Origin of the sequence: Nocardia pseudobrasiliensis NBRC 108224, assembly GCF_001613105.1 — a bacterium.
GTDB classification, from domain to species: domain Bacteria; phylum Actinomycetota; class Actinomycetes; order Mycobacteriales; family Mycobacteriaceae; genus Nocardia; species Nocardia pseudobrasiliensis.
Genome location: NZ_BDBS01000005.1, coordinates 67,114 through 87,948, shown reverse-complemented (window position 1 = coordinate 87,948; position 20,835 = coordinate 67,114). Strand labels below are relative to the sequence as shown.

Annotated in this window: 21 protein-coding genes; 11 read left to right on the top strand and 10 right to left on the bottom strand. The window is 67.3% G+C overall.

Annotated elements, in window-relative coordinates; genetic code table 11:
- The first annotated feature begins 5 nt into the window (after positions 1-5).
- Positions 6-623: a hypothetical protein gene (locus NP4_RS07440; RefSeq protein WP_147287928.1), complete on the top strand. Its 618-nt coding sequence runs from the start codon at positions 6-8 to the stop codon at positions 621-623.
- A 1-nt stretch (position 624) separates the two neighbouring features.
- Here the strand turns inward: NP4_RS07440 and NP4_RS07435 are convergent, their stop codons facing one another.
- The gene (locus NP4_RS07435) at positions 625-1,242 is read right to left on the bottom strand and encodes a LuxR C-terminal-related transcriptional regulator (RefSeq protein WP_067994017.1); all 618 of its coding nucleotides are present in this window, start codon (positions 1,240-1,242) and stop codon (positions 625-627) included.
- The gene (locus tag NP4_RS07430; RefSeq protein ID WP_067994015.1) at positions 1,239-2,387 is read right to left on the bottom strand and encodes a sensor histidine kinase; all 1,149 of its coding nucleotides are present in this window, start codon (positions 2,385-2,387) and stop codon (positions 1,239-1,241) included. The genes NP4_RS07435 and NP4_RS07430 overlap by 4 nt, the downstream gene beginning before the upstream one ends.
- Positions 2,388-2,517: 130 nt before the next feature.
- Between NP4_RS07430 and NP4_RS07425 the strand changes: the two genes are divergently transcribed.
- From NP4_RS07425 to NP4_RS07415, 3 genes are all read left to right on the top strand, one after another.
- Positions 2,518-3,567, top strand: coding sequence for an ABC transporter permease (locus tag NP4_RS07425; protein ID WP_067994795.1), 1,050 nt, complete (start codon positions 2,518-2,520; stop codon positions 3,565-3,567).
- Positions 3,568-3,583: 16 nt separating this feature from the next.
- On the top strand, positions 3,584-4,309 hold the full coding sequence (locus tag NP4_RS07420; RefSeq protein WP_067994013.1) for an ABC transporter ATP-binding protein: 726 nt from the start codon (positions 3,584-3,586) through the stop codon (positions 4,307-4,309).
- Between the two features lie 68 nt (positions 4,310-4,377).
- Positions 4,378-5,211 carry a hypothetical protein gene (locus NP4_RS07415; protein WP_147287927.1) on the top strand — a complete coding sequence of 278 codons (834 nt, stop codon included), beginning with the start codon at positions 4,378-4,380 and terminating at the stop codon, positions 5,209-5,211.
- 7 nt (positions 5,212-5,218) lie between these two features.
- On the opposite strand, the gene NP4_RS07410 is transcribed toward NP4_RS07415, so the two are convergent.
- The 6 genes from NP4_RS07410 to NP4_RS07385 are packed head-to-tail and all read right to left on the bottom strand — an operon-like array spanning position 5,219 to position 13,213.
- Positions 5,219-7,162: an acetoacetate--CoA ligase gene (locus NP4_RS07410; RefSeq protein ID WP_067994008.1), complete on the bottom strand. Its 1,944-nt coding sequence runs from the start codon at positions 7,160-7,162 to the stop codon at positions 5,219-5,221.
- 16 nt (positions 7,163-7,178) lie between these two features.
- The gene (locus NP4_RS07405) at positions 7,179-7,982 is read right to left on the bottom strand and encodes an HpcH/HpaI aldolase/citrate lyase family protein (protein ID WP_067994005.1); all 804 of its coding nucleotides are present in this window, start codon (positions 7,980-7,982) and stop codon (positions 7,179-7,181) included.
- Positions 7,979-8,461, bottom strand: a complete 483-nt coding sequence (locus NP4_RS07400; RefSeq protein WP_067994002.1) for a MaoC family dehydratase — start codon at positions 8,459-8,461, stop codon at positions 7,979-7,981. The genes NP4_RS07405 and NP4_RS07400 overlap by 4 nt, the downstream gene beginning before the upstream one ends.
- Entirely contained in the window at positions 8,458-9,618 is a 1,161-nt protein-coding gene (locus tag NP4_RS07395; RefSeq protein ID WP_067993998.1) for an acyl-CoA dehydrogenase family protein, read from the bottom strand. The genes NP4_RS07400 and NP4_RS07395 overlap by 4 nt, the downstream gene beginning before the upstream one ends.
- Positions 9,615-11,630, bottom strand: a complete 2,016-nt coding sequence (locus tag NP4_RS07390) for an acetyl/propionyl/methylcrotonyl-CoA carboxylase subunit alpha (RefSeq protein ID WP_067994793.1) — start codon at positions 11,628-11,630, stop codon at positions 9,615-9,617. The genes NP4_RS07395 and NP4_RS07390 overlap by 4 nt, the downstream gene beginning before the upstream one ends.
- 5 nt (positions 11,631-11,635) lie before the next feature.
- Complete coding sequence (locus tag NP4_RS07385) at positions 11,636-13,213, bottom strand: carboxyl transferase domain-containing protein (protein WP_067993994.1); 1,578 nt, start codon at positions 13,211-13,213, stop codon at positions 11,636-11,638.
- Between the two features lie 94 nt (positions 13,214-13,307).
- Here NP4_RS07385 and NP4_RS07380 point away from each other — a divergent pair, with 94 nt between their 5' ends.
- From NP4_RS07380 to NP4_RS07370, 3 genes are all read left to right on the top strand, one after another.
- Positions 13,308-13,901: an SACE_7040 family transcriptional regulator gene (locus NP4_RS07380; protein ID WP_067993991.1), complete on the top strand. Its 594-nt coding sequence runs from the start codon at positions 13,308-13,310 to the stop codon at positions 13,899-13,901.
- Positions 13,902-14,274: 373 nt separating this feature from the next.
- A complete protein-coding gene (locus tag NP4_RS07375; protein WP_067993988.1) occupies positions 14,275-14,925 on the top strand; it encodes a hypothetical protein in 651 nt (216 codons plus the stop codon).
- 154 nt (positions 14,926-15,079) lie between these two features.
- Entirely contained in the window at positions 15,080-17,185 is a 2,106-nt protein-coding gene (locus NP4_RS07370; protein ID WP_245997746.1) for a prolyl oligopeptidase family serine peptidase, read from the top strand.
- Here the strand turns inward: NP4_RS07370 and NP4_RS07365 are convergent, their stop codons facing one another.
- Positions 17,186-17,626: an SRPBCC family protein gene (locus NP4_RS07365; RefSeq protein ID WP_067993981.1), complete on the bottom strand. Its 441-nt coding sequence runs from the start codon at positions 17,624-17,626 to the stop codon at positions 17,186-17,188.
- 108 nt (positions 17,627-17,734) lie between these two features.
- Positions 17,735-18,598 carry an oxygenase MpaB family protein gene (locus NP4_RS07360; RefSeq protein WP_245997738.1) on the bottom strand — a complete coding sequence of 288 codons (864 nt, stop codon included), beginning with the start codon at positions 18,596-18,598 and terminating at the stop codon, positions 17,735-17,737.
- A 99-nt stretch (positions 18,599-18,697) separates the two neighbouring features.
- Here NP4_RS07360 and NP4_RS07355 point away from each other — a divergent pair, with 99 nt between their 5' ends.
- The 4 genes from NP4_RS07355 to NP4_RS07340 are packed head-to-tail and all read left to right on the top strand — an operon-like array spanning position 18,698 to position 20,831.
- Entirely contained in the window at positions 18,698-18,922 is a 225-nt protein-coding gene (locus tag NP4_RS07355) for a hypothetical protein (protein WP_067993975.1), read from the top strand.
- Entirely contained in the window at positions 18,910-19,101 is a 192-nt protein-coding gene (locus NP4_RS07350; protein WP_067993973.1) for a hypothetical protein, read from the top strand. The genes NP4_RS07355 and NP4_RS07350 overlap by 13 nt, the downstream gene beginning before the upstream one ends.
- 46 nt (positions 19,102-19,147) lie before the next feature.
- Positions 19,148-19,966: an MlaE family ABC transporter permease gene (locus NP4_RS07345; protein WP_067994790.1), complete on the top strand. Its 819-nt coding sequence runs from the start codon at positions 19,148-19,150 to the stop codon at positions 19,964-19,966.
- A 1-nt stretch (position 19,967) separates the two neighbouring features.
- The gene (locus NP4_RS07340; protein ID WP_067993970.1) at positions 19,968-20,831 is read left to right on the top strand and encodes an ABC transporter permease; all 864 of its coding nucleotides are present in this window, start codon (positions 19,968-19,970) and stop codon (positions 20,829-20,831) included.
- Positions 20,832-20,835: the final 4 nt, after the last annotated feature.

The following is a 20,835-nucleotide window of genomic DNA, read 5'->3' as shown; positions in this document are numbered from 1 at the left end:
GCTACGTGTTTCGAGCCGCCACCCTACTGCTCCTCGGTGCCGTCGCGATAGCCGGATGCTCGGCCACACCGCGGACCGGCGCGCAGCCCGACACCGACCGGCCCGCCGGGGTGGACGTCGCGGCGGTCGATCGCGTACTCGCCTCGGACCCCGCGCAGCAATTGGCCGGTTCCTTCCTACGCTCCCATCCCACGCCCGGCTCCGCCGACGCCGTCATGCGGCGCGTCGGCGAGCCGATCCTGATCTACGCGATCGATCCGGCCTTCGTCGGCAACCCGTCGGCAACCATGCGCGACGCGGGCAAGCCGTCCTATGTCGCGGTGCCGGTCCGCATCGGCGCCCGAACCGATACGGACACACTGCAACTCGACGCGAACGGGGGCTATCCCCCGCGCGCGATCGCCTCCGGCTCGGAGGAGCACGACGCCGCCGCGACCCTGCCGCCCGACGCCCGGCTGCTGCTGGACTACCCCTCCCACACCTGGTTCGGCTGGACCGAAACCCGTGTCACCGCAATACAATCGGGCACCTACACCGATCTGCGCGGCCGCGAGTTCGACCTCACCCAGTTCGAACAGTGGCTCACCGTCCGGCAACCGGCGGCCGCCCGGCCGAATCGCTGACTCAGATGGCCCCGCGCTCGCGGGCGCGGGCCACCGCCGAGGTGCGCGACTTCACACCCAGTTTCGAATAGATGTGCACCAGATGGGATTTCACGGTCGTCTCGCTCAGGAACAGACGCTTGCCGATCTCCCTATTGGAATGCCCGTCGGCGACCAGGCGCAGCACCTCGATCTCCCGCGGGCTCAGCGTGGTGTCGGGTTTGCGCACGCGCGTCATGAGTTTCGACGCGACCGACGGCGACAGCACGCTATCACCGGCGGCCGCGCCGCGCACCGCGGCGAGCAGTTCGGCGGGCGGGGTGTCCTTGAGGATGTAGCCGCAGGCGCCCGCCTCGATGGCGCCGAGGATATCGGCATCGGTGTCGTAGTTGGTGACCACGAGGACATTCGGCGGATTCGGTAGGGCGCGCAGGGCGATCGTGGCGTCGACACCCGATTTGCCCGGACCGAAGCGCAGATCCATCAGGACCAGATCGACTTCGGTTGTGCTGCAGAAGGCCACGGCCTCCTCGGCGGTGGCGGCCTCCCCCGCGACGCTGATCTCGTCGTCGGAGTTCAACAGCGCCTCGAGTCCCGCCCGGACGATGGCGTGATCGTCGGCGAGCAGCAGACGGATCATGACTCCTCCAGCGGGAACGCCACGGTCACCGCGGTGTGGCCGGGTTCGGATTCGACATTCATGCTGCCACCCTGCTGTTCGACGCGGCTGCGCATGGCGCCGAGCCCGAAGGTGCCGCGGCGGAACACCTCCGGATCGATACCGATCCCGTCGTCGACCACGTCCAGGTGCACCGCGTCGTCGGCGTAGGTCAGGGTGATGCGCATCCGCTCGGCGCGAGCGTGCCGGACCACATTCGATACCGCGCCCTGCGCGACGCGGACCAGGGCGGCCTCGACGGGCATGGGCAGCCGTTCCGGCTCGCCCTCGACCAGCACCTGGGCCTGCAGGCCGGGGGCGCTGGCGCGCTGGGCGATTCGGTCCAGTGCGTCGGTCAGCGATTGGCCGTCCAGCGGCGCGGGGGTGAGTTCGGCGATGAGCTGGCGGGTTTCGACCAGGCTGTCGGCGGCGGTGTCGCGTGCCAGGCGAATCTGTTGCAGCGCGGGATGTTCGGGGGCGGCGCGCTCGACGGCGTGCAGCAGCAGCTGGATGCTCGACAGCCCCTGGGCGACCGTGTCGTGGATCTCCTGGGCCAGCCGCTCGCGTTCGGCGAGCTTACCCGCGGTGCGCTCCTGTTCGGCGAGAGTGGCCCGGGTGGCGAGCAATTCGTCGATCAGCCGCTGCCGTTCGGCGGCCTCCTGGAACAGCGCGCGATAGCCGAGTCCGATGGCGATCGCGACCAGTGCCGCGACGATCGGCCCGACCACACCGCCGACATTCCAGCCCTTGTGCAGTTCATAACCGAGCACCGCCGCGGCGGTGGTGACGAAGACCGCGACGACGCCCCAGAGGCGCGGAAGCAGATGCAGGTACAGGAAGAACAGGGGAAAGACCAGATAGACCGCGTCCGGCACGATCGCGACCAGGCCCACCCACAGCATGGTCAGCGCACCCAGCCACACCTGCGCGGCCCGCGGCCGTCCGCGCAGCGCGACCCCGGCGAAATAGGTGATGAGGAATACCGCGGACAGGGCGGCCACCCCCCATCGGTGGCCGCTTCCGAGCAACAGTCCCCGCACGACCACGACGCCCGTCAGCGCCACCATGAGGATGTGCAGACCGACCTGCAGCGCGGCGAAGACGGGAGTGAGCGGGGACCGGTGCACCTAGTCAGCTTATGCGCGGTTACCGAGGCGGCATCCATCGAAAGGAGGAATCGGACACCCACCGCCGGTTGGGCGGCGAATGGTTCCGGCTCGCGATGGCCCGGGGGCCGATCGCGGCGAGGGTGGAGTCATGTTCGTAGCGCTCAGAGATCTGCGGGCCGCCCGCGGCCGATTCCTGCTCATCACGCTGGTGGTGGTCATGGTGGCACTGCTCGTGAGCTTCCTGAGCGGACTGACCGCGGGTCTGGCCCATCAGAACATTTCGGCGCTGCAGCGGATACAGGGCGACGCGGTGGTGTTCGCCGACAGCGGTTCGTCGGCGTCGTTCGATTCCTCGGCGCTGACCACCGAGCAGATCCAGACCTGGCAGCGGTCCGGCGGTGCGGTGGATCCGGTCGGGATCGCGCACGGGCAGGCGACCCGCGACGGCTCGGCGCCGACCCGGGTCGCGCTGTTCGGAGTCGACGGCAACGCATTCGGCAATCATGTGGCTACCCAGCCGGGCACGGTGGTGCTGAGCGAGCCCGCGGCGAAGAAGCTGTCCGCGGCCGCCGGTGACCGGCTGTCGATCGGTTCGGCGACCTTCACCGTGGCCGGTGTCGGAGGCGACGACTGGTACGCGCATACGCCGGTGGTGTGGATGACCATGGCGGACTGGCAGTCGGCGACGCCGCGCGGGGGTGCGGCGACCGTGCTGATCGTCTCGAACGTCTCCGATCTCGACGCGGTGAACAGCGCCGCGCACACCCGAACCACCAGTGTGTCGGGCTCCTACCAGGCCATCGCCTCCTATCAGGCCGAGAACGGCTCGCTGACCCTCATGACGGTGATGCTTTTCGCGATCTCCGCACTGGTGATCGGGGCCTTCTTCACGGTGTGGACGATTCAGCGCACCCCCGATGTCGCGACGCTGAAGGCATTGGGCGCCACCACCGGGTCCCTGGTACGCGATGCGCTGGGTCAGGCCCTGATCGTGCTACTGGCCGGGGTGGGACTCGGGGTTTGCCTGACTGCTCTGGCGGGCACATTGATCGGTGACGCGGTGCCGTTCGTGCTCAGCGCCGCAACGACTCTGGTGCCGGCCGGTGCGCTGATCGGCCTGGGTTTGATCGGCGCCGCGTTCGCGCTGCGCTTCCTAGCCACCACCGACCCGCTCACGGCCTTGAACCAATCACGTTGAGATATCAGGAGTTCAGATGCACTCGTTGACCGTATCCGAGGTCACCCTCACCTACCCGGACGGCGCCGACCGCATCACGGCGCTGGACAGGGTGGAGCTGTGGGTGGGCGGCGGCGAGATCGCGGCCATCACCGGACCCTCGGGCTCGGGTAAGTCGAGCCTGCTGGCGGTGGTGTCCACCCTGATCCGACCCGATTCGGGCAGCATCCGGCTGGAAACCGGATCGGGCACAGCCGAACTGACCGACCTGAGCCGCGGCGACGCCGCGCGGCTGCGCCGCGAGCAGATCGGCATCGTCTTCCAGCAGTCCAATCTCGTCCCCGCCCTGACCGCGGTGGAACAGCTCGAGGCGATGGCGCATCTGGGCCAGAACCTGATCGTCTCCCCGCGCACCCGCCGCGAAACCCACGCCCGAGCAATGGATCTACTCACCTCGGTTGGCCTGACCGGACACGAACACAAACGCCCCGCACAGCTGTCGGGCGGCCAACGCCAACGCGTCAACATCGCCCGCGCCCTGATGAACGATCCGGCCCTACTCGTCATCGACGAACCCACCAGCGCACTCGACCAGGAACGCGGCGCGGCCATCATCGACCTGGTCCTCGATGTCGTCCACACCCACGACACCGCCACCCTGTTGGTCACCCACGACCGCTCACACCTACATCAAATGGACGCGGTCTACCGCATGGTCGACGGCGTGCTGAGCGTCGACGAGTCGGTCAATTTGGCCGCTTGACCAGGTAGTTTCCTGTTGGTGGGTGCGGTTATCGTGCCCGCATGCCCACCATGCTGCACGAAGTCCTGGTGGACCTGTTCCGGCAACGCCCGGAGCTGGTCGCGGACTTGCTACGCACGACGATGGCCGACCCACTACCCGAATTCGACCAGGCGAGAACCGAATCGGGTGATTTCCCGGACATCAACCCCACCGAGTACCGCGCCGACGCCGTGATCGTCCTGGCAAAGGACAACAATCCGTCGCTCGCGGTGGTGGTCGAGATTCAGTTACAGCCCGACAGCGACAAATCCTGGAGCTGGCCGGTGTACGTGACCACCCTACGAGGCCGACTCCGATGCCCGACGGTCCTTCTCGTACTCTGCGCCAACAACCGCACCGCCGGACATTGCCGGATTCCGATCGTCATCGGCCCTGGCTGCACCCTCACGCCCATCGTGCTGAGCCCGGCGAACGTACCGGTCATCACCGATCGCGATACCTTCATGGCCAACCCGGAGCTGGCGGCCCTGTCGGTTATCGCGCACCAGCGGGGGCCGGACCGCGATCGGGTCCTCACCGCGTTCGCAGAGCACATAGTCGACCTTCCCCAGCACGAAATGTACATTGACCTGGTAGTGGCCGCTTTGACAAAGGTGGCCCGACACTTCCTGGAGGGCCAGATGACGTCCGGCACGTACACCTTCAAAAGCGATTTCGTCCGTCGATACTTCGCCGAGGCCAAGGCTGCCGGTGAAGTCGAGGGCGAGGTCGAGGCGCTACTGACCTTCCTGCGAGCGCGTTTCACGGTGTCCGAGGCGGTCATCGCGCAGGTCACCGCATGCGCGGATACCGAGCAGCTGAAGCTGTGGATCGAGCGAGCCGCGACCGCCGAGAGCATCGACAAAGTCTTCGAGGAGTGAGAGGTGCCTACCGACCGGGCTCCGGCATCTCTATCCCCGCGTACCAGTCCAGCAGATCCGGGTTGTCGAGCGCGGTGCGCTCGACGACCTTCGCCGGATCGGCCCCCTGGAACAGCCGTTTGATCGGGACCTCGAGTTTCTTGCCCGTGCGGGTGTGTGGGACGCCGGGGGCCGCGATGATCACGTCGGGGACGTGGCGGGGGGAGACCTCGGTGCGGATGGCCTGGTTGATGCGGGACTTCAGTTCGTCGGTCAGGTCGACGTTCGGGGCCAGCACTACGAACAGTGGCATCCAGTAGCCGCCGTCGGGTTGTTCGGCTCCGATGATCAGGGCCTCGGTGATCTCCGGTAGTGATTCGACCGCCTGATAGATATCGGCGGAGCCCATGCGGATGCCGTGGCGGTTGAGGGTGGAGTCGGAGCGGCCGTGCATGACGATGCTGTCGTGATCGGTGATCGTGATCCAGTCGCCGTGTCGCCAGACACCCGGGAAATGCTCGAAATAGGCTGCGCGATACCGTGATCCGTCCGGATCGTTCCAGAACTTGACCGGCATCGACGGCATCGGTTCGGTGATGACCAGCTCGCCTACCTCACCGCGGATGGGATGCCCGGTCGGATCCCAGGAGTCGACGGCCGCGCCCAGGAACGGGACCGACAGCTCGCCCGGCCACACCGGAACCGTCGGCACGCCACCCACGAAGGCGGTGACCATATCGGTGCCGCCGCTGAGCGAATTCACCTGGATGTGCTCACCGGCGTTCTCGCCCAACCAGATCGACGACGAGGGCGGCAGCGAGGATCCGGTGACGCCGACCGCGCGCAGGGCGGACAGATCGTGGTCGTCGCGGGGTCGCACCCCCGCCTTGATGCAGGACAGCACATATCCCGGACTCGTACCGAGCACCGTGGTCCGGGTGCGGGCGGCCAACTCCCACAGCGCATCCGGCGCGGGCGCGGACGGGCTGCCGTCGTAGCAGACGACCGTCGCGCCGACCAGCAGTCCCGAAACCAGGAAGTTCCACATCATCCAGCTCGGGCTGGTGTACCAGAAGAACACGTCGTCGCGGCCGATATCGGTTTGCAGCGCGACGGCCTTCAGATGTTCCAACAGCACGCCGCCGTGGCCGTGCACGATGCCCTTGGGCAGCCCGGTGGTACCCGAGGAGTACAGAATCCACAGCGGGTGATCGAAATCGACCTGCCCCGTATCTATTTCGGCGCCGGTCGGTGCGGTGGCCTTCGCCCAGTCCAGGGCATTGGGCACCTGAGCGCCGATCCGCGAGACCACCACGGTCTCGCGCAGCGTCGGCAGTCCGGCGCGCAATTCGGCGATCTCGCCGGATTTGTCGTGGGTCTTGTTGCCGTAGCGGTAGCCGTCGGTGGTCACCAGCACGACCGGCTCGAGCTGTCCGAGCCTGTCCAGTGCGGCCTTGGCGGAATAGTCCTGCCCGCAGGCACTCCAGACGGCCCCGATGGCGGCCGTGCCGAGCAGGGCGATCACGGCCTCGGGGACATTCGGCAGATAGCCGACGACCCGGTCGCCGGGCTGCACGCCCTGCGCGCGCAGCAGAGCCGCGAACGCCGCCACGCGGCCGAGCAGCTCCCCCCAGGAGATCTCGGTGAGTTCGCCGCCCTCGCTGGCATACACGATGGCCGGGCGATCCGTGCGGGCCTGGCGCGCGATCAGGTCGACATAGTTCAGTCGCACGCCCGGAAACCACTGCGCCCCCGGCATTTCCGATCGCGCCAAGACCTGCTCGGGCACCGGACCGAGGTCGAAGTACTCCCACACCGCACCCCAGAAACCGGCGACGTCGTCGACCGACCACTGCCACAGCGAGTGGTAATCGGGAAATTCGCGACCGGTCCGGCCGGTCACGAAACGGGTGAAGTCGGTGACCCGCGCCCGCTTCACATCCTCCGCGTTCGGCACCCACTGTGGTTGCACCGCACTCACTCTCCTTCTACCCCGCGCGCCGTACGATACGTTCCGCGTGACGAATGACGGGTCCGTCGACCATCCGGCCCTCGAACGCGAATACGCCGCGATTGTGCGGAACCTCGTCGAGCAGCCTTCGCGCCCAGGATAATTCGTCGTCGGTTGGGGTGTAGGCGGAGCGGATCACCGGGATCTGGCCGGGGTGGATGGCCACCTTGGCATCGAATCCGACCGCCACCGCGTCCTCGGTCTCCGCGCGCAGGCCGTCGAGATCCTCGAGGTCGAGATACACCGAATCCAGGGCGAACTTCCCATAGGCCTTGGCCGCCAACAGGGCCGAGGAGCGCACATGGCGGGCGATATCGCGATAACCGCCGTCGGTGTGCCTGCTGGAATTGCCGCCCAGGGCCGCGACCAGATCCTCCGCGCCCCACATGACGCCGATCGCATTGTCCGCCCGCATCACCGCATCGACCGCCAGCGCGCCCAGCGGCGATTCGATCAGGGCGATCGCCCGGTACGGCAGGAGCGAAACCTGTTCGACGCTTTCACATTTGGGAAGCATCACGCGTTCGTAGTCGGTGCGGGCGAGCGCGCCGAGATCCAGCGCGTGATCCTCGCCGCCGACCGCGTTCACGCGCACGATCGTGCGGCGCGGATCGAGCCGGGTGGCGATCAGCGCCTCCCGCGCGGCCGCCTTGTCGGCGGGGGCCACACCGTCTTCCAGATCCAGGATCACCACATCGGCCGCGGCCGCGGCCTTCTCGAAGCGCTCGGGGCGGTCGGCGGGGCAGAACAGCCACGCCGGGCCGGGCATCTCCCAGCTCATGAGGGCCTGCACCGCACCAGCGTCTTGCGGGTGGCGATCGCCACGACGTCACCGTGCTGATTGCGGCCGGTGTGGGCGAAGGTCACGATCCCCTCCCCGGGGCGACTCTTGGATTCCCGCTTCTCGGTGATCAGCGTCTCGGCGTAGAGGGTGTCGCCGTGGAACAGCGGTTTGGGGAAAGCGATATCGGAGAAGCCGAGATTGGCCACGATCGTGCCCTGGGTCAACTGAGCCACCGACAGGCCGACCAGCGTGGACAGCGTGAACATGGAATTGACCAGCCGCTGATTGAACGGCGGCAGCCCGTCGGCGAAGGCCGCGTCCAGGTGCAACGCCTGGGTATTCATGGTCAGCGTCGTGAACAGCACATTGTCGGCCTCGGTAATCGTCCGCCCGGGCCGGTGTTCGTACAGCACGCCCTCCTCGAATTCCTCGAACCACAGTCCGCGCTGCACCACTCGCCGCAAGGGTTCGGTCACAGCCCGAGCTCCCGTCCGATCAGCATCAACTGCACCTCCGTGGTGCCCTCACCGACTTCCAGAATCTTGCTGTCGCGATAGTGCCGCGCCACAGCATATTCGTTCATGAAGCCGTACCCGCCGAAGATCTGGGTGGCATCGCGGGCATTGTCCATGGCCGCCTCGCTGCCGACCAGTTTGGCGATCGAGGCCTGCTTCTTGAACGGCTTACCGGACAGCATCAGCGCGGCCGCGTCGTAGTAGGCCGTGCGGGCGGCGTGCGCCCGCGCCTCCATTCGCGCGATCTTGTAGGCGATGGCCTGGTTGCGGGCGATCGGCTGGCCGAAGGCCTCGCGCTCCTTGGCGTAGCGCACGCTCTCGTCCACACAGCCCTGGGCCGCGCCGACCGCGAGCGCCGCGATGGCGATGCGACCCTCGTCGAGGATGCGCAGGAAGTTGGCGTAGCCGCGCCCGCGCTCGCCGAGCAGATTCTCCTGCGGCACACGGACATCGACGAAGGTGAGGGGATGGGTGTCCGAGGCGTTCCAACCGACCTTGTTGTAGGCGGGTTCGGCGGTGAAGCCCGGTGTATCGGTGGGCACCAGGATCGTGGAGATCTCCTTCTTGCCGCCGGACTGCCCCGTCACCGCGGTCACCGTCACCAGGCGGGTGATATCGGTGCCGGAGTTGGTGATGAACTGCTTGTTGCCGTTGATGATCCAGTCGTCGCCATCGAGCACGGCCGTGGTGCGGGTGCCCCCCGCATCGCTGCCCGCACCCGGTTCGGTGAGGCCGAAGCCGGCCAGGGCGCGACCGGAGGTCAACTGCGGCAACCACTCCCGCTTCTGCTTGTCGTTGCCGAAGCGGAAGATCGGCATCGCGCCCAGTGAGACGCCGGCCTCCAGGGTGATGGCGACGCTCTGGTCGACCTTGCCCAGCTCCTCGAGGGCCAGGCACAGCGCGAAGTAGTCCCCGCCCATGCCGCCGTACTCCTCGGGGAACGGCAGGCCGAACAGGCCCATCTCGGCCATCCCCGCCACCACCTGGTACGGGAAGCTGTGGTCCTCATCGTGTTTGGCGGAGACCGGCGCGACGACCTTCTGCGCGAAGTCCCGGACGGTGAGCGCTAGATCGCGGTAGTCGTCGGGCAGCGTGCCCGTGGACAAAAAATCGGTCATCGGGAGGATTCCTTCGCTTCGGTATCGGGAACGATGCGGGCGAGCACCTGGTCGACCTGCACCTGCGCGCCCGAATCGACCAGCAGCTCAACGGTTCCCGCGATCGGGGCGGTGAGGGTGTGCTCCATCTTCATGGCCTCGACGACGATCACCGGCGCGCCCGCCGCGACGGTCGAACCCGCCGCGGCCGATACGGCGATCACCGCACCCGGCATGGGACTGCGGATTTCGGCGTCGCCGACATGTTCGGCGGCGGCGCGCACGCTGACCTCGGCGACCTCGCGGACCATCGCGATGCCGACGGAATCGGCGAGCCAGATCTGGCCGTCACGTTCGGCCACCCGGAACGAGCAACGAATGCCGTCGAGCGCGACGACGACCCGATCGGAGTCGATATCGGCTGTCAGCGAATGCTTTTCGCCATCGTCCACCCAGACCAGCGCGGCATCCGGACGGCCGCAGATCGAGACGTGCACCGTGCGATCGCCGCCGACGAGCCGGATGGTGGTCGGCGCGGGGGTACCCAGTCGCCAGCCGTCGGGAATCTCCCAGGGACTCGTGGGCCGGGCGGACCAGGCGGGCAGCCAGCGGGCGACCGCGGCGGCGATGAACTGTTCGTCGGTGACCGCGGCGGCCCGGAAGTCGACGGCCCGCCGGTCCAGCAGTCCGGTATCCAGCCGTCCGGCGATCACCTCCGGATCGGCCAGCAGGAAGCGCAGGAAGTCGGTATTGGTCCGCACACCGAGCACGACCGTATCGGCCAGCGCCTGATCCAGTTTCGCGATGGCCGCGGCGCGATCGGGGCCGTAGGCGATCACCTTGGACAGCATGGGGTCGTAGTCGCTGCCGACCACCGTTCCCGCGCGCAGGCTCGAATCCACCCGCACCCCTTGGCCTTCCGGCTCCGAAAGCGCCAGCACCGTGCCGCCGGTGGGCAGGAAGTCGCGGCCGGGATCCTCCGCGTAGACGCGGGCCTCGACGGCGTGTCCGGTCAGCTGGATATCGTCCTGGCTCGCGGCCAGCTTCTGGCCCGCGGCCACCCGGACCTGGCATTCGACCAGATCGACGCCGGTGATCAGTTCGGTCACCGGATGTTCCACCTGTAGTCGGGTATTCATCTCCATGAAGAAGAACTCGTCCGGGCGATCGGCGGAGACGATGAATTCGACCGTGCCCGCGCCCACGTATTCGACGCTGCGCGCGGTATTGCAGGCCGCCGCGCCGATCCGCGCCCGGGTCTCGGCGTCCAGCAACGGGGAGGGCGCCTCCTCGATCACCTTCTGATGCCGCCGCTGCAGGCTGCACTCGCGTTCGCCCAGATGCAGTACATGGCCGTACTGATCGGCGAGGATCTGGACCTCGATATGGCGGGGCCGGGTGACGAAGCGCTCCAGGAACAGGGTGTCGTCGCCGAAGGAGGCGCCCGCCTCGCGCCGCGCGCTCACCAGCGCGTCGGGCAGCTTCTCCGGCTCGTGCACCAGCCGCATACCCTTACCGCCGCCACCCGCGGACGGCTTCACCAGGACCGGATAGCCGATATCGGTTGCGGCGTCGATCAATTCGGCGTCGGTAAGACCGGGCCGGGCGATGCCGGGCACCACCGGGACGCCGAAGGCAGAGACCGTATTCTTCGCGGCGATCTTGTCACCCATGATCTCGATGGCCCGGGCAGGCGGGCCCAGGAATACGATGCCCGCCTCGGCGAGCGCGGCCGCGAAGGCCGAATTCTCCGACAGGAAGCCGTATCCCGGGTGGACGGCCTGCGCGCGGGTACGCACCGCGGCGTCGACCACGCGGGCGATGTCGAGATAACTCTGCCGCGCGGGCGCGGGGCCAAGCCGCACCGCGATATCGGCCTCGTGCACGTGGCGGGCGTCCGCGTCGGCGTCGCTGTACACCGCGACCGAGCGAATTCCCATGGTGCGCAACGTCCGAATGACGCGCACCGCGATCTCACCGCGGTTCGCGACCAGAACGGTGTCGAAGGGGACGGGGTGGGATTTGTGCATCATCTCGATCACATCCGGAAGACGCCGTAGGAAACCGGGGCGAGCGGGGCCTGCGCGCATACCGACAGCGCCAGTCCCAGGACCGTGCGGGTGTCGGCGGGGTCTATGACACCGTCGTCCCACAGCCGCGCGGTCGAATAGTACGGATTGCCTTGGCGCTCATATTGTTCCCGAATGGGAGCCTTGAACGCCTCCTGCTCCCGCGCGTCCCAGGAGTCGCCGAGCTGATCGCCGCGCACGGTCGCCAGCACCGAGGCCGCCTGTTCACCGCCCATCACCGAGATCCGCGCATTGGGCCACATCCACAGGAAGCGCGGCGAATACGCGCGCCCGCACATGGAGTAGTTGCCCGCGCCGTAGGAGCCGCCGATCACCACCGTCAGCTTCGGCACCCGCGCACACGCCACCGCGGTGACCATCTTCGCGCCGTGCTTGGCGATACCGCCCGCCTCGTAGTCGCGGCCGACCATGAAGCCGGTGATGTTCTGCAGGAACACCAGCGGCACCGAGCGTTTATCGCACAGCTCGATGAAATGCGCTCCCTTGAGGGCGGATTCGGCGAACAGCACGCCGTTGTTGGCGACGATGCCGACCGGATGGCCGTGGATGCGGGCGAAGCCCGTGACCAGCGTGCGGCCGTATTCGGATTTGAACTCGTCGAATTCACCGCCGTCGACGACGCGGGTGATCACCTCGCGCACATCGTAGGGCGTGCGCAGATCCACCGGGACGACGTCGTAGAGCTGATCCTGCGGCGCGATGGGATCCACCGTGGGCAGAATGTCCCACGGACTCGGGGACTTCGGGCCGAGCGTGGCCACGATGCGACGTACGATGCGCAGCGCGTCCTCATCGTCCTCGGCCAGATGATCGGTGACTCCCGATGTGCGCGAATGCAATTCGCCGCCGCCGAGCTCCTCGGCGGTCACCACCTCGCCGGTCGCGGCCTTCACCAGCGGCGGACCGCCCAGGAAGATCGTGCCCTGATTGCGCACGATCACCGCCTCGTCGCTCATCGCCGGGACGTACGCGCCGCCCGCGGTGCACGAGCCGAGTACGGCCGCGATCTGCGGAATCCCCTGGGCGCTCATGGTCGCCTGGTTGTAGAAGATGCGGCCGAAATGCTCGCGGTCGGGGAATACCTCGTCCTGCGAGGGCAGATGCGCACCGCCGGAATCGACCAGATAGATGCAGGGCAGCCGGTTCTGCAGCGCGATCTCCTGCGCGCGCAGATGCTTCTTGACCGTCATCGGATAGTAGGTGCCGCCCTTGACCGTGGCGTCATTGGCCACGATCACGCATTCGCGGCCCGAGACCCGTCCGATACCGCCGATCACGCCCGCGCCCGGACATTCGTCGCCGTACATGCCGGTGGCCGCCAGCGGCGCGAGCTCGAGGAACGGGCTACCGGGATCGAGCAACCGGTCCACGCGATCGCGCGGCAGCAGTTTGCCGCGCGCGAGGTGGCGTTCGCGGGCCCGCTCGGACCCGCCCAGCGCCGTCGCGGCGAGTCTGGATCGCAGCTCGTCCACAAGCGCCAGATGTGCCGAGCGATTGTCCACGCCCGTGTCCTGCGTAACCGTCATCACGCCATCCTGCCCGATCGGTTAATCGCCAATAACTGAAGTTTAAGATAATCTGCATTAACCGAGTTGTCCAGGCGAGCAGAGAGCAGGCGCGATGACCACGAGCGATTCCGTTGCGCCCACCCGACGCGAGCAGCTCAAGGCGCAGCGACGACAGCAGCTGTTGGAGGCGGGCGCGCGGCTGATCGCCGATCGCGGATTCCCGGGCGTGCGCCTCGAGGATCTGGGCGCGGCGGCGGGTATCAGCGGACCGGCGGTGTACCGGCACTTCCCCAACAAGGAGGCGCTGCTGGTCGAGTTGCTGGTGGGGATCAGTCAGCGCCTGCTCGAGGGCGGGCGCGGCTGCGTGGATCGCTCGGATACGCCCGAACAGGCACTGTCGGCGCTGGTCGATTTCCATCTCGACTTCGCTCTGGGCGAGCCCGAACTGATTCGCGTCCAGGACCGCGATCTGGAGAATCTGCCCGAGACCGCGCGGCGGCAGGTCCGCCGCACGCAGCGGCAGTACGTCGAAATCTGGGTGGGCGTCCTGCGCGAACTGCATCCCGATCTGGCCGAGGCGTCGGCCCGGGTGCAGGCGCACGCGGTGTTCGGGCTACTCAACTCCACACCGCACAGCGCCTCGGCGGCTCTGGCCACACGCGCGCGGCCGATTCTGCGGGCGATGGCGTTGACGGCCCTCGGCTGAGGCGAGCGCGCCTGCGGTATCAACCTTTTCGTTGACTATGTGGCCGGGCCGCCGGGCTCGGGAACGGCTGGGCAATCGGGGTAGGCACGCGAGTTTCGTTGCGCGATAGGCGCGTCGGCCGCCGACCGGTGTCGGATCCGGCCGAGTGAGCACGGAAACCGATTGCCCCGCTTTGTCATTCGATCAATAATTCTAGTCGCCGAACGAGATGCGAACGCCCCGAATCGATTCGGTGAAATTCTACGAAAAGCTCAGGGCCCGAACCCTTGCTGGCGGCGGGTCGATGGATCCAACATTTATATCGACAGTCCAGTTCATTTAGCTGTCGGCTTGCTATTTCGATCCATCTTTTGTTTTTTCTCGAGGAGCGATAATGCTCAGCAAACTCTTCTACGCGCGTATCGCGCTGGCCGCCGTGAGCTGTGCGGCGGCCGTGATCGCGGTCGGCGGTCCGGCGCAGGCCACCCCCGCCGGTTCGACCACGGTCGGGCCCGCCGGAGCCGCGGTCAAGGCCACCAATCAGGGCTCGCTCGTCTTCACGGCCGGTTCGGTGACCTTCACCTGCACCTCGGCCGTCGCGACCGGATCGGTGCCCGCGGCTCCGGCCAATCACAACGCGAGCGGCCCGGTCTCGGTGACGATCTCGGCGCCGACCATCAGCGGCTGCTCGAGCAATATCCCCGGCCTCAACGCCACGGCCTCCACGACCGGCGCCTGGACCGTCACGGTGCAGAACGGCTCGCCGATCACGGGCAGCATCACGATTCCCAAAGCCGGGGTGACCATCAAGAGCACCGGACTGGCCTCCTGCACCGCGGTGGTCGCTCCGAACGGACCCGCCTCCCTGGCGGGCACGTTCACCAATGGCAACCCGGCCACGGTTTCGGCAGCCAACGCCCCGCTACCGGTCAAGGTTACCGGCGGCTTCCTCTGCCCGACCAATGTCACCAGCGGAAACCAAACGGCCACCTTCGCATTGACCAATACCACCAACCCGTCCCAGCCGATCACCGTCGGGCCGTGACCCCGGCCCGATTCCGACAACGACGAGCCCGCGTAACCCTGGTACGCGGGCTCGTTTCGGTCGCGAGGCGGGCGCGCCGATCGGCTCGAGCGTCCCGGCGCGCCGCTTCGGGTGTTCTAGGCTTGGTCGCTCCGGACGATCTTGGGGAGGCGTTGTGGGACGTGCTGCGGGCGGATTGACGGCGGTCATGGCGGTGCTGGTGGCCGCGGCCGGGGCGGCGTGCGGACAAACCTCGTCGTCGGACGACGAATTCCGCTGGCTGGAGGACAACGACAGCCCCCGGGTGCACCAGTGGGTGGCGGCGGAGAACGCCAAAACCCTCGGTGTGCTGCAAAAGGATTCGCGATACGCCGACAATCTGGCGCAGACCAGGGAGATCGGCAATTCCCCGGATCGGCTGGCCGAACCGGACATCATCCACGGCGAGATCTACAACTTCTGGCAGGATCCCGATCACGAACAGGGCATTTGGCGTAAGACATCGGTCGCGGATTACGAATCGCCGCAACCGCATTGGACGACCGTGCTCGACGTGGACGCACTGGCCCACACCGAGGGCAAGAACTGGGTATGGAAGGGCGTCGACTGCGCGCCCGTGAGCCAGACGCGCTGCCTCGTCGAGCTGTCGGAGGGCGGCGAGGACGCCGTCACCGTTCGCGAATTCGACTTGAACACAGATCAATTCGTGGCCGACGGATTCGTACTGCCGCGCGGTAAGCAGGACGTCGCCTGGGTCGACGACAATACGCTGCTGGTCGGCCGGGAGTGGACGCCCGGCGAGCTGACCACCTCCAGCTACCCCTACGTGATCAAGCAGTGGGATCGCGGCCGTCCACTCGACGCCGCCGTCGAGGTCGGCCGCGGTGAACGCACCGATGTCAGCACCCGGCCGATCGTGCTGACCGACGGCGAGAACCACCGGCTGGCGCTGCTGGACCGCAACCCCTCGTTCTTCGACCACGAATACCGCCTGCTCGTGAACGGCTCCCAACCGGTCGCCCTGCCACCCAAATCCGAACTGCAGGGCATGGTCGCCAATCGCGTTCTGGTTTCCCTGCAACAGGATTGGTCGGTCGACGGCGCGAATCACCCCGCCGGAACGCTGATCGCTCTCGACGCCGACGAACTCGCCCGCGACCCCGGCCGACTTCGACCCACGGTGGTCTACGCCCCGGGCCCGGCCGATGCCCTGGAACAGGTGTTGACCACCCGCGATCAGGTGGTGGTGTCGTCACTGCACGATGTGCGCGGGCGGGCCACGATCTACCGACCGGGCTCGAGCGGCGCGTGGACGGCGGCCCCGGTGGCCCTGCCCGACAATGCCGCCATCACCGCGACCGCCGCGGACGATCACAGCGGCCTGTCCTATCTGACCGTCACCTCGTTCCTGGAACCGCCGACGCTGTGGCGTCTCGACACCGTCACGGGGGCGCTCGCGGAGGTGAAAAGGGTTCCGCCGCAGTTCGATTCGGCCGGACTGACCGTCGACCAGTGGAAGGCCACCTCCACCGACGGCACCCAGGTTCCCTACTTCGTCGTGCACCGCGCGGATATGCCGCTCGACGGCAGCACACCCACGATCCTCAACGCCTACGGCGGTTTCGGGGTGAGTTCGACCCCGAGCTACTCCGGGGTGCTCGGCCGATTGTGGCTGGCGCGCGGTGGCGCCTTCGCACTGGCCAATATTCGCGGCGGCGGTGAATTCGGACCGGCCTGGCACGAGGCGGCGCTGACCACCAACCGCCAGCGCGCCTTCGACGATTTCGCCGCGGTGGGACGCGATCTCATCGATCGCAGGATCACTTCGGCCCGGCATCTGGGCATTACCGGCGCCTCCAACGGCGGACTGCTCATGGGCGTCGAACTCACCCAGCATCCGGAGCTGTGGAACGCCGTGGACATCGGGGTGCCGCTGCTGGATATGCTGCGCTACGAGCGGCTCGCCGCCGGGGCGTCCTGGGTCGGCGAATACGGCAGCGTCGACAACCCGGCCCAGCGCGCGTTCCTGGCGAAGATCTCGCCCTACGCACAGCTGAAATCCGGTGTGCGCTACCCGGAACCGTTCATCTGGACCACCGCCAAGGACGATCGGGTCGGCCCGCAGCAGGCCCGCAAGTTCGCCGCGCGGCTGAATTCCTTCGGCGACCCGTATCTGTACTACGAGGGTTCGGCGGGCGGGCACGGCGCGGGCGCGAACATCGATGACTCGGCCGTCACCACCGCGCTGCGCTACACCTACTTCATGCGACAGCTGCGGTAGTCAGCGCCTCAGTTCGTGATCGGCGCGCGCGAGCACCGAGCGGATGCCCACCGAAACCCACGGCATCAGCACCAGTGTCCACATCGGGCTCAAAAGCGGTGCGGCGACCTCGAATTGGGTGTGCCAGTGCACGCGGGTGGCCCCGCCCTCGGTGGCGAAGGCCAGGAAGCCGTCCTGCGAGCGCAGCGGCGGCACCGAACGCAGGATCTTGTAGCGCATCAGCCGCGGCGGATCGTATTCCACGATCTCCTCGGTGAGGCGCATCAACGGCGTCACGAGTAGTCGGACGGCTCCGGTCCCGTGCTCGGAGACATCGCCCGGGCGCACCAGGGTGACCCGCCGAATCAGCGGTGTCCGTTGATAGTTCGTGGCATCGGTCAGCCAATCGAATACGTCGGTGATGGGCGCCTGGATGGTGCGTTCCAGGTCCACCGTGCGCATGGCGGCTCCGTTCGGATGAGGTGCGGGATCCTGCGGAGCCTACGGGGCGCACAACCGGCCGAACCAGTACATCCGTACGAACCGATGCAATTTCGATATCGGAGGCGTTCAGATCAGCGGGCGCTGCCGGCGCAGCCGCCGCCGGACGTCGCCCATCATGGAATATGTTCCGGCGAAACGCAGGAACCGCGGAATGAACCGATTGACGAAGCCCACGAACAGGAACAGATGCTCGAAGCGGCGCTGATCGGCGGCCGTCCATTCGACGCGCAGCTGTTCGCGGAAATGCGGCGCGAGGAAGCCCGCGGTCAGAAACCGCAGCAGCCCACCGAAGATCAGGCGCAGCGGCCACGCGATCATCCGCAGATGCAGCAGATCGTCGAGATAGCCGCGGATCCGGTCGTCGACGATCGCGAGCCCGGCAGCGTCGTTCCAGTACACGTCGAATTCGGTCCGCGTCGCGGGCCACATCGACAACGGGACCTGCAGGGTGGTGCCCAATGTCGCCGAGGTCGCGTAAAAGGCTTCGGCCTGTTCGGGATTCAGCTTGCCGTGCAGTAGTTGGTAGGCGTCCTCGAAGCCGACATACAGGCACGCCGCCACCCACAGTTGCAGATCGCGGTCGAAGGCGTTGTACTTCACGGCCGCGCCTGGATCGGAGCGGACCCGGCGATGCGCCACATCCACGGCCTCGCGGAACGCCCGCTTCTCCGCCTCGCTGCCGAGAATCGCCACGGCCAGGTACGACGCCGTGGTGCGGAGTCGCTTCCAGGGGTGCACCATGAGCGCACCCGATTCGACCTTGCTGTCGGCGACGCCGTGCCCGACCCCGGGACGGCACATCTGCATAGCCACATTGGCCGCGGATCCCGCGAACATCCAGAAGTCCAGGGCGTCCCGCAGCCGCGGCGGGCGCTTGGTCCCCGTGCGATGCACCGCCGGAATCGCGATGCGGGTCAGGTCGATGGTCATTGCGTAGAGAATAAGCCATAACTTCATTCGCGTGAAGATACGTCCTGACTTCTCTGAAAACGCCCAATCATCCGGAGAATCGTGCATAACATACGCGGCATGCTCAAGCGGCTGGACCGATTGCTCGCCTACGAGATGAAGGTCTCGGAATTCCTCGGGACGCTGGTCATTCTCGCCATCCCCTACGGCCTCGTCGGGTTGGTGTGGACCCTCACCCACACCTCGCACCTGAAGCAGCTGCACGGCCCGGACGTGGTGATCTCGTTCCTGGGCTCGATCGTGTGCTGGCCGGTACTCACCTTCTCGAATGTGTGCATGACGTGATGGCGCTGGTGTGGCTCATCGACCTGATCGTGATCGTGGTCAAAATCCTCGGCGGGCGGATGCGCGTCAATCCCGTCCTGCGCGCCGGGCTGTGGCTGGCGGTGTCGAGCGTGGCCGCAGCCGGCGCGGTCGCCGTCGGATTCGCGCTGGTGCTGCTGGACCACCGGCTCGCGGCCTGAAAGGGGTTGATTTTCGGTGACTTCCACCCTTCCCGAAGATTCCGAGCTGCGCTGGATCGCCGCCACGGCGACGGGGTTGTGGCGTCGCCACCCCCAGCGGTCGCTCGAGACGCTCGGCCGCCAGGTGGGGCTGGGCCGCGAGGCCTTCGTTCAGTTGTTCCTCGCGGTGGCGCAGCGGCGGTTCCCGTTCCAGGAGTTCATCCGGCAGTGCGCGTTCATGGCCAATGTCTCCGCCGCGCCGACGGTATTCGTGGCCATCCCGATCGCGGTCGTGGTGTCCATCCAGGTCGGTGCGCTGGTCGATCAGGTCGGCGCGACGACGTTCATCGGCGCGGTCGCGGGGCTGGGCATCATTCGCCAGGGCGCGCCGCTGGTGTCGGCGCTCATGATCGCGGGGGCGGTCGGCTCGGCCATCTGCGCCGATCTCGGCTCGCGCACGATTCGCGAGGAGATCGACGCCATGATGGTGATGGGCGTGAATCCGGTGCGACGGCTGGTCGCGCCGCGGCTGGCCGCGGCCGTGCTGGTGAGCATGCTGCTGTGCGGCTTCATCGTCTTCGTCGGCTTCGCCACGGCGTATCTGTTCAACGTCTATGCCCAGTCGGGCACGCCGGGCTCGTTCATCGGCTCGTTCGCCTCGTTCGCGGTGGCGAACGATCTGATCGTCGCGCTGGCCAAGGCCGCGATCTTCGGTGTGCTGACCGCGATCATCGCCTGCGATATCGGTCTGCACGCCCGCGGCGGGCCGGGCGGGGTGGCCAATGCGGTGAACTCCGCGGTGGTCAGCTCGGCGCTGATGTTGTTCGCCACCAACATCATTCTCACCCAGCTGTACAACACACTGTTCCCCACGAAGGTGGTCTGAGATGGCCAGTTCCTATATCCCACCGGCCGTGCGGCCGCTGCGCGCGGTCGGGGCCGCCGCGCTGACGCCGGTGCACGCCAATCAGCGGCTGGGCCATCAGGCGCTGACCTTCGTCCAGGCGCTGGCGGCGATTCCGTTCGCGCTGAGGCACTATCGGCGCGAGGTGGCCCGCCTGACCGCCGATGTCGGCTGGGGCAACGGCTCACTGATCGTGGGCGGCGGGACGGTCGGCGTGGTGTTCATCCTGTGCGCCTTCGGCGGAATCATCGTCGGAATGGAGTCGTTCACCGCGCTGAATCTGCTCACCATGAGCCCGCTCACCGGCGCGATCTCCGGCTTCGCCACCACCCGCGAGCTGGCCCCGATCCTGGCCACGCTCGCCTTCGCCATCCAATCCGGTTGCCGGTTCACCGCGCAGCTGGGATCCATGCGTATCTCCGAGGAGATCGACGCGCTGGAATCCATTGCGATCCGGCCGCTTCCGTATCTGGTGAGCACCCGCATGATCGCGGCCACGGTGACCATCGTCCCGCTCTACACCGTCGGTCTGGCCGCGGCGTACCTGGCGACCAAGCTGACCGTGCTGTTCCTCGGCGGCGCCACCGCGGGCACCTACGACCACTACTTCTTCCAGTTCCTCATCGGCAGCGACGTGTTCTGTTCACTGCTGAAGGTCGTGGTCTTCACCCTGCTGGCCACCTTCATCCAGTGCTATCACGGCTTCGTCGCCACCGGCGGCCCCGAGGGCGTCGGGGTCGCGGCCGGGCGGGCGATCAAGATGGTGATCGTCGTGATGGTCTTCGCGAATCTGTTTCTGACCCTGGCGATCTGGGGTATCGACCCCGGCTTCCGAATCTCCGGGTAGGTGC

Bases quoted from the DNA above. Each gene is read 5' to 3' on its own strand.
- NP4_RS07435 (WP_067994017.1), bottom strand. From the start codon at position 1,242: ATGATCCGTCTGCTGCTCGCCGACGATCACGCCATCGTCCGGGCGGGA.
- NP4_RS07425 (WP_067994795.1), top strand. From the start codon at position 2,518: ATGTTCGTAGCGCTCAGAGATCTGCGGGCCGCCCGCGGCCGATTCCTG.
- NP4_RS07420 (WP_067994013.1), top strand. From the start codon at position 3,584: ATGCACTCGTTGACCGTATCCGAGGTCACCCTCACCTACCCGGACGGC.
- NP4_RS07405 (WP_067994005.1), bottom strand. From the start codon at position 7,982: ATGAGCTGGGAGATGCCCGGCCCGGCGTGGCTGTTCTGCCCCGCCGAC.
- NP4_RS07395 (WP_067993998.1), bottom strand. From the start codon at position 9,618: ATGACCGATTTTTTGTCCACGGGCACGCTGCCCGACGACTACCGCGAT.
- NP4_RS07390 (WP_067994793.1), bottom strand. From the start codon at position 11,630: ATGATGCACAAATCCCACCCCGTCCCCTTCGACACCGTTCTGGTCGCG.
- NP4_RS07385 (WP_067993994.1), bottom strand. From the start codon at position 13,213: ATGACGGTTACGCAGGACACGGGCGTGGACAATCGCTCGGCACATCTG.
- NP4_RS07380 (WP_067993991.1), top strand. From the start codon at position 13,308: ATGACCACGAGCGATTCCGTTGCGCCCACCCGACGCGAGCAGCTCAAG.
- NP4_RS07375 (WP_067993988.1), top strand. From the start codon at position 14,275: ATGCTCAGCAAACTCTTCTACGCGCGTATCGCGCTGGCCGCCGTGAGC.
- NP4_RS07365 (WP_067993981.1), bottom strand. From the start codon at position 17,626: ATGCGCACGGTGGACCTGGAACGCACCATCCAGGCGCCCATCACCGAC.
- NP4_RS07360 (WP_245997738.1), bottom strand. From the start codon at position 18,598: ATGACCATCGACCTGACCCGCATCGCGATTCCGGCGGTGCATCGCACG.
- NP4_RS07355 (WP_067993975.1), top strand. From the start codon at position 18,698: ATGCTCAAGCGGCTGGACCGATTGCTCGCCTACGAGATGAAGGTCTCG.
- NP4_RS07340 (WP_067993970.1), top strand. From the start codon at position 19,968: ATGGCCAGTTCCTATATCCCACCGGCCGTGCGGCCGCTGCGCGCGGTC.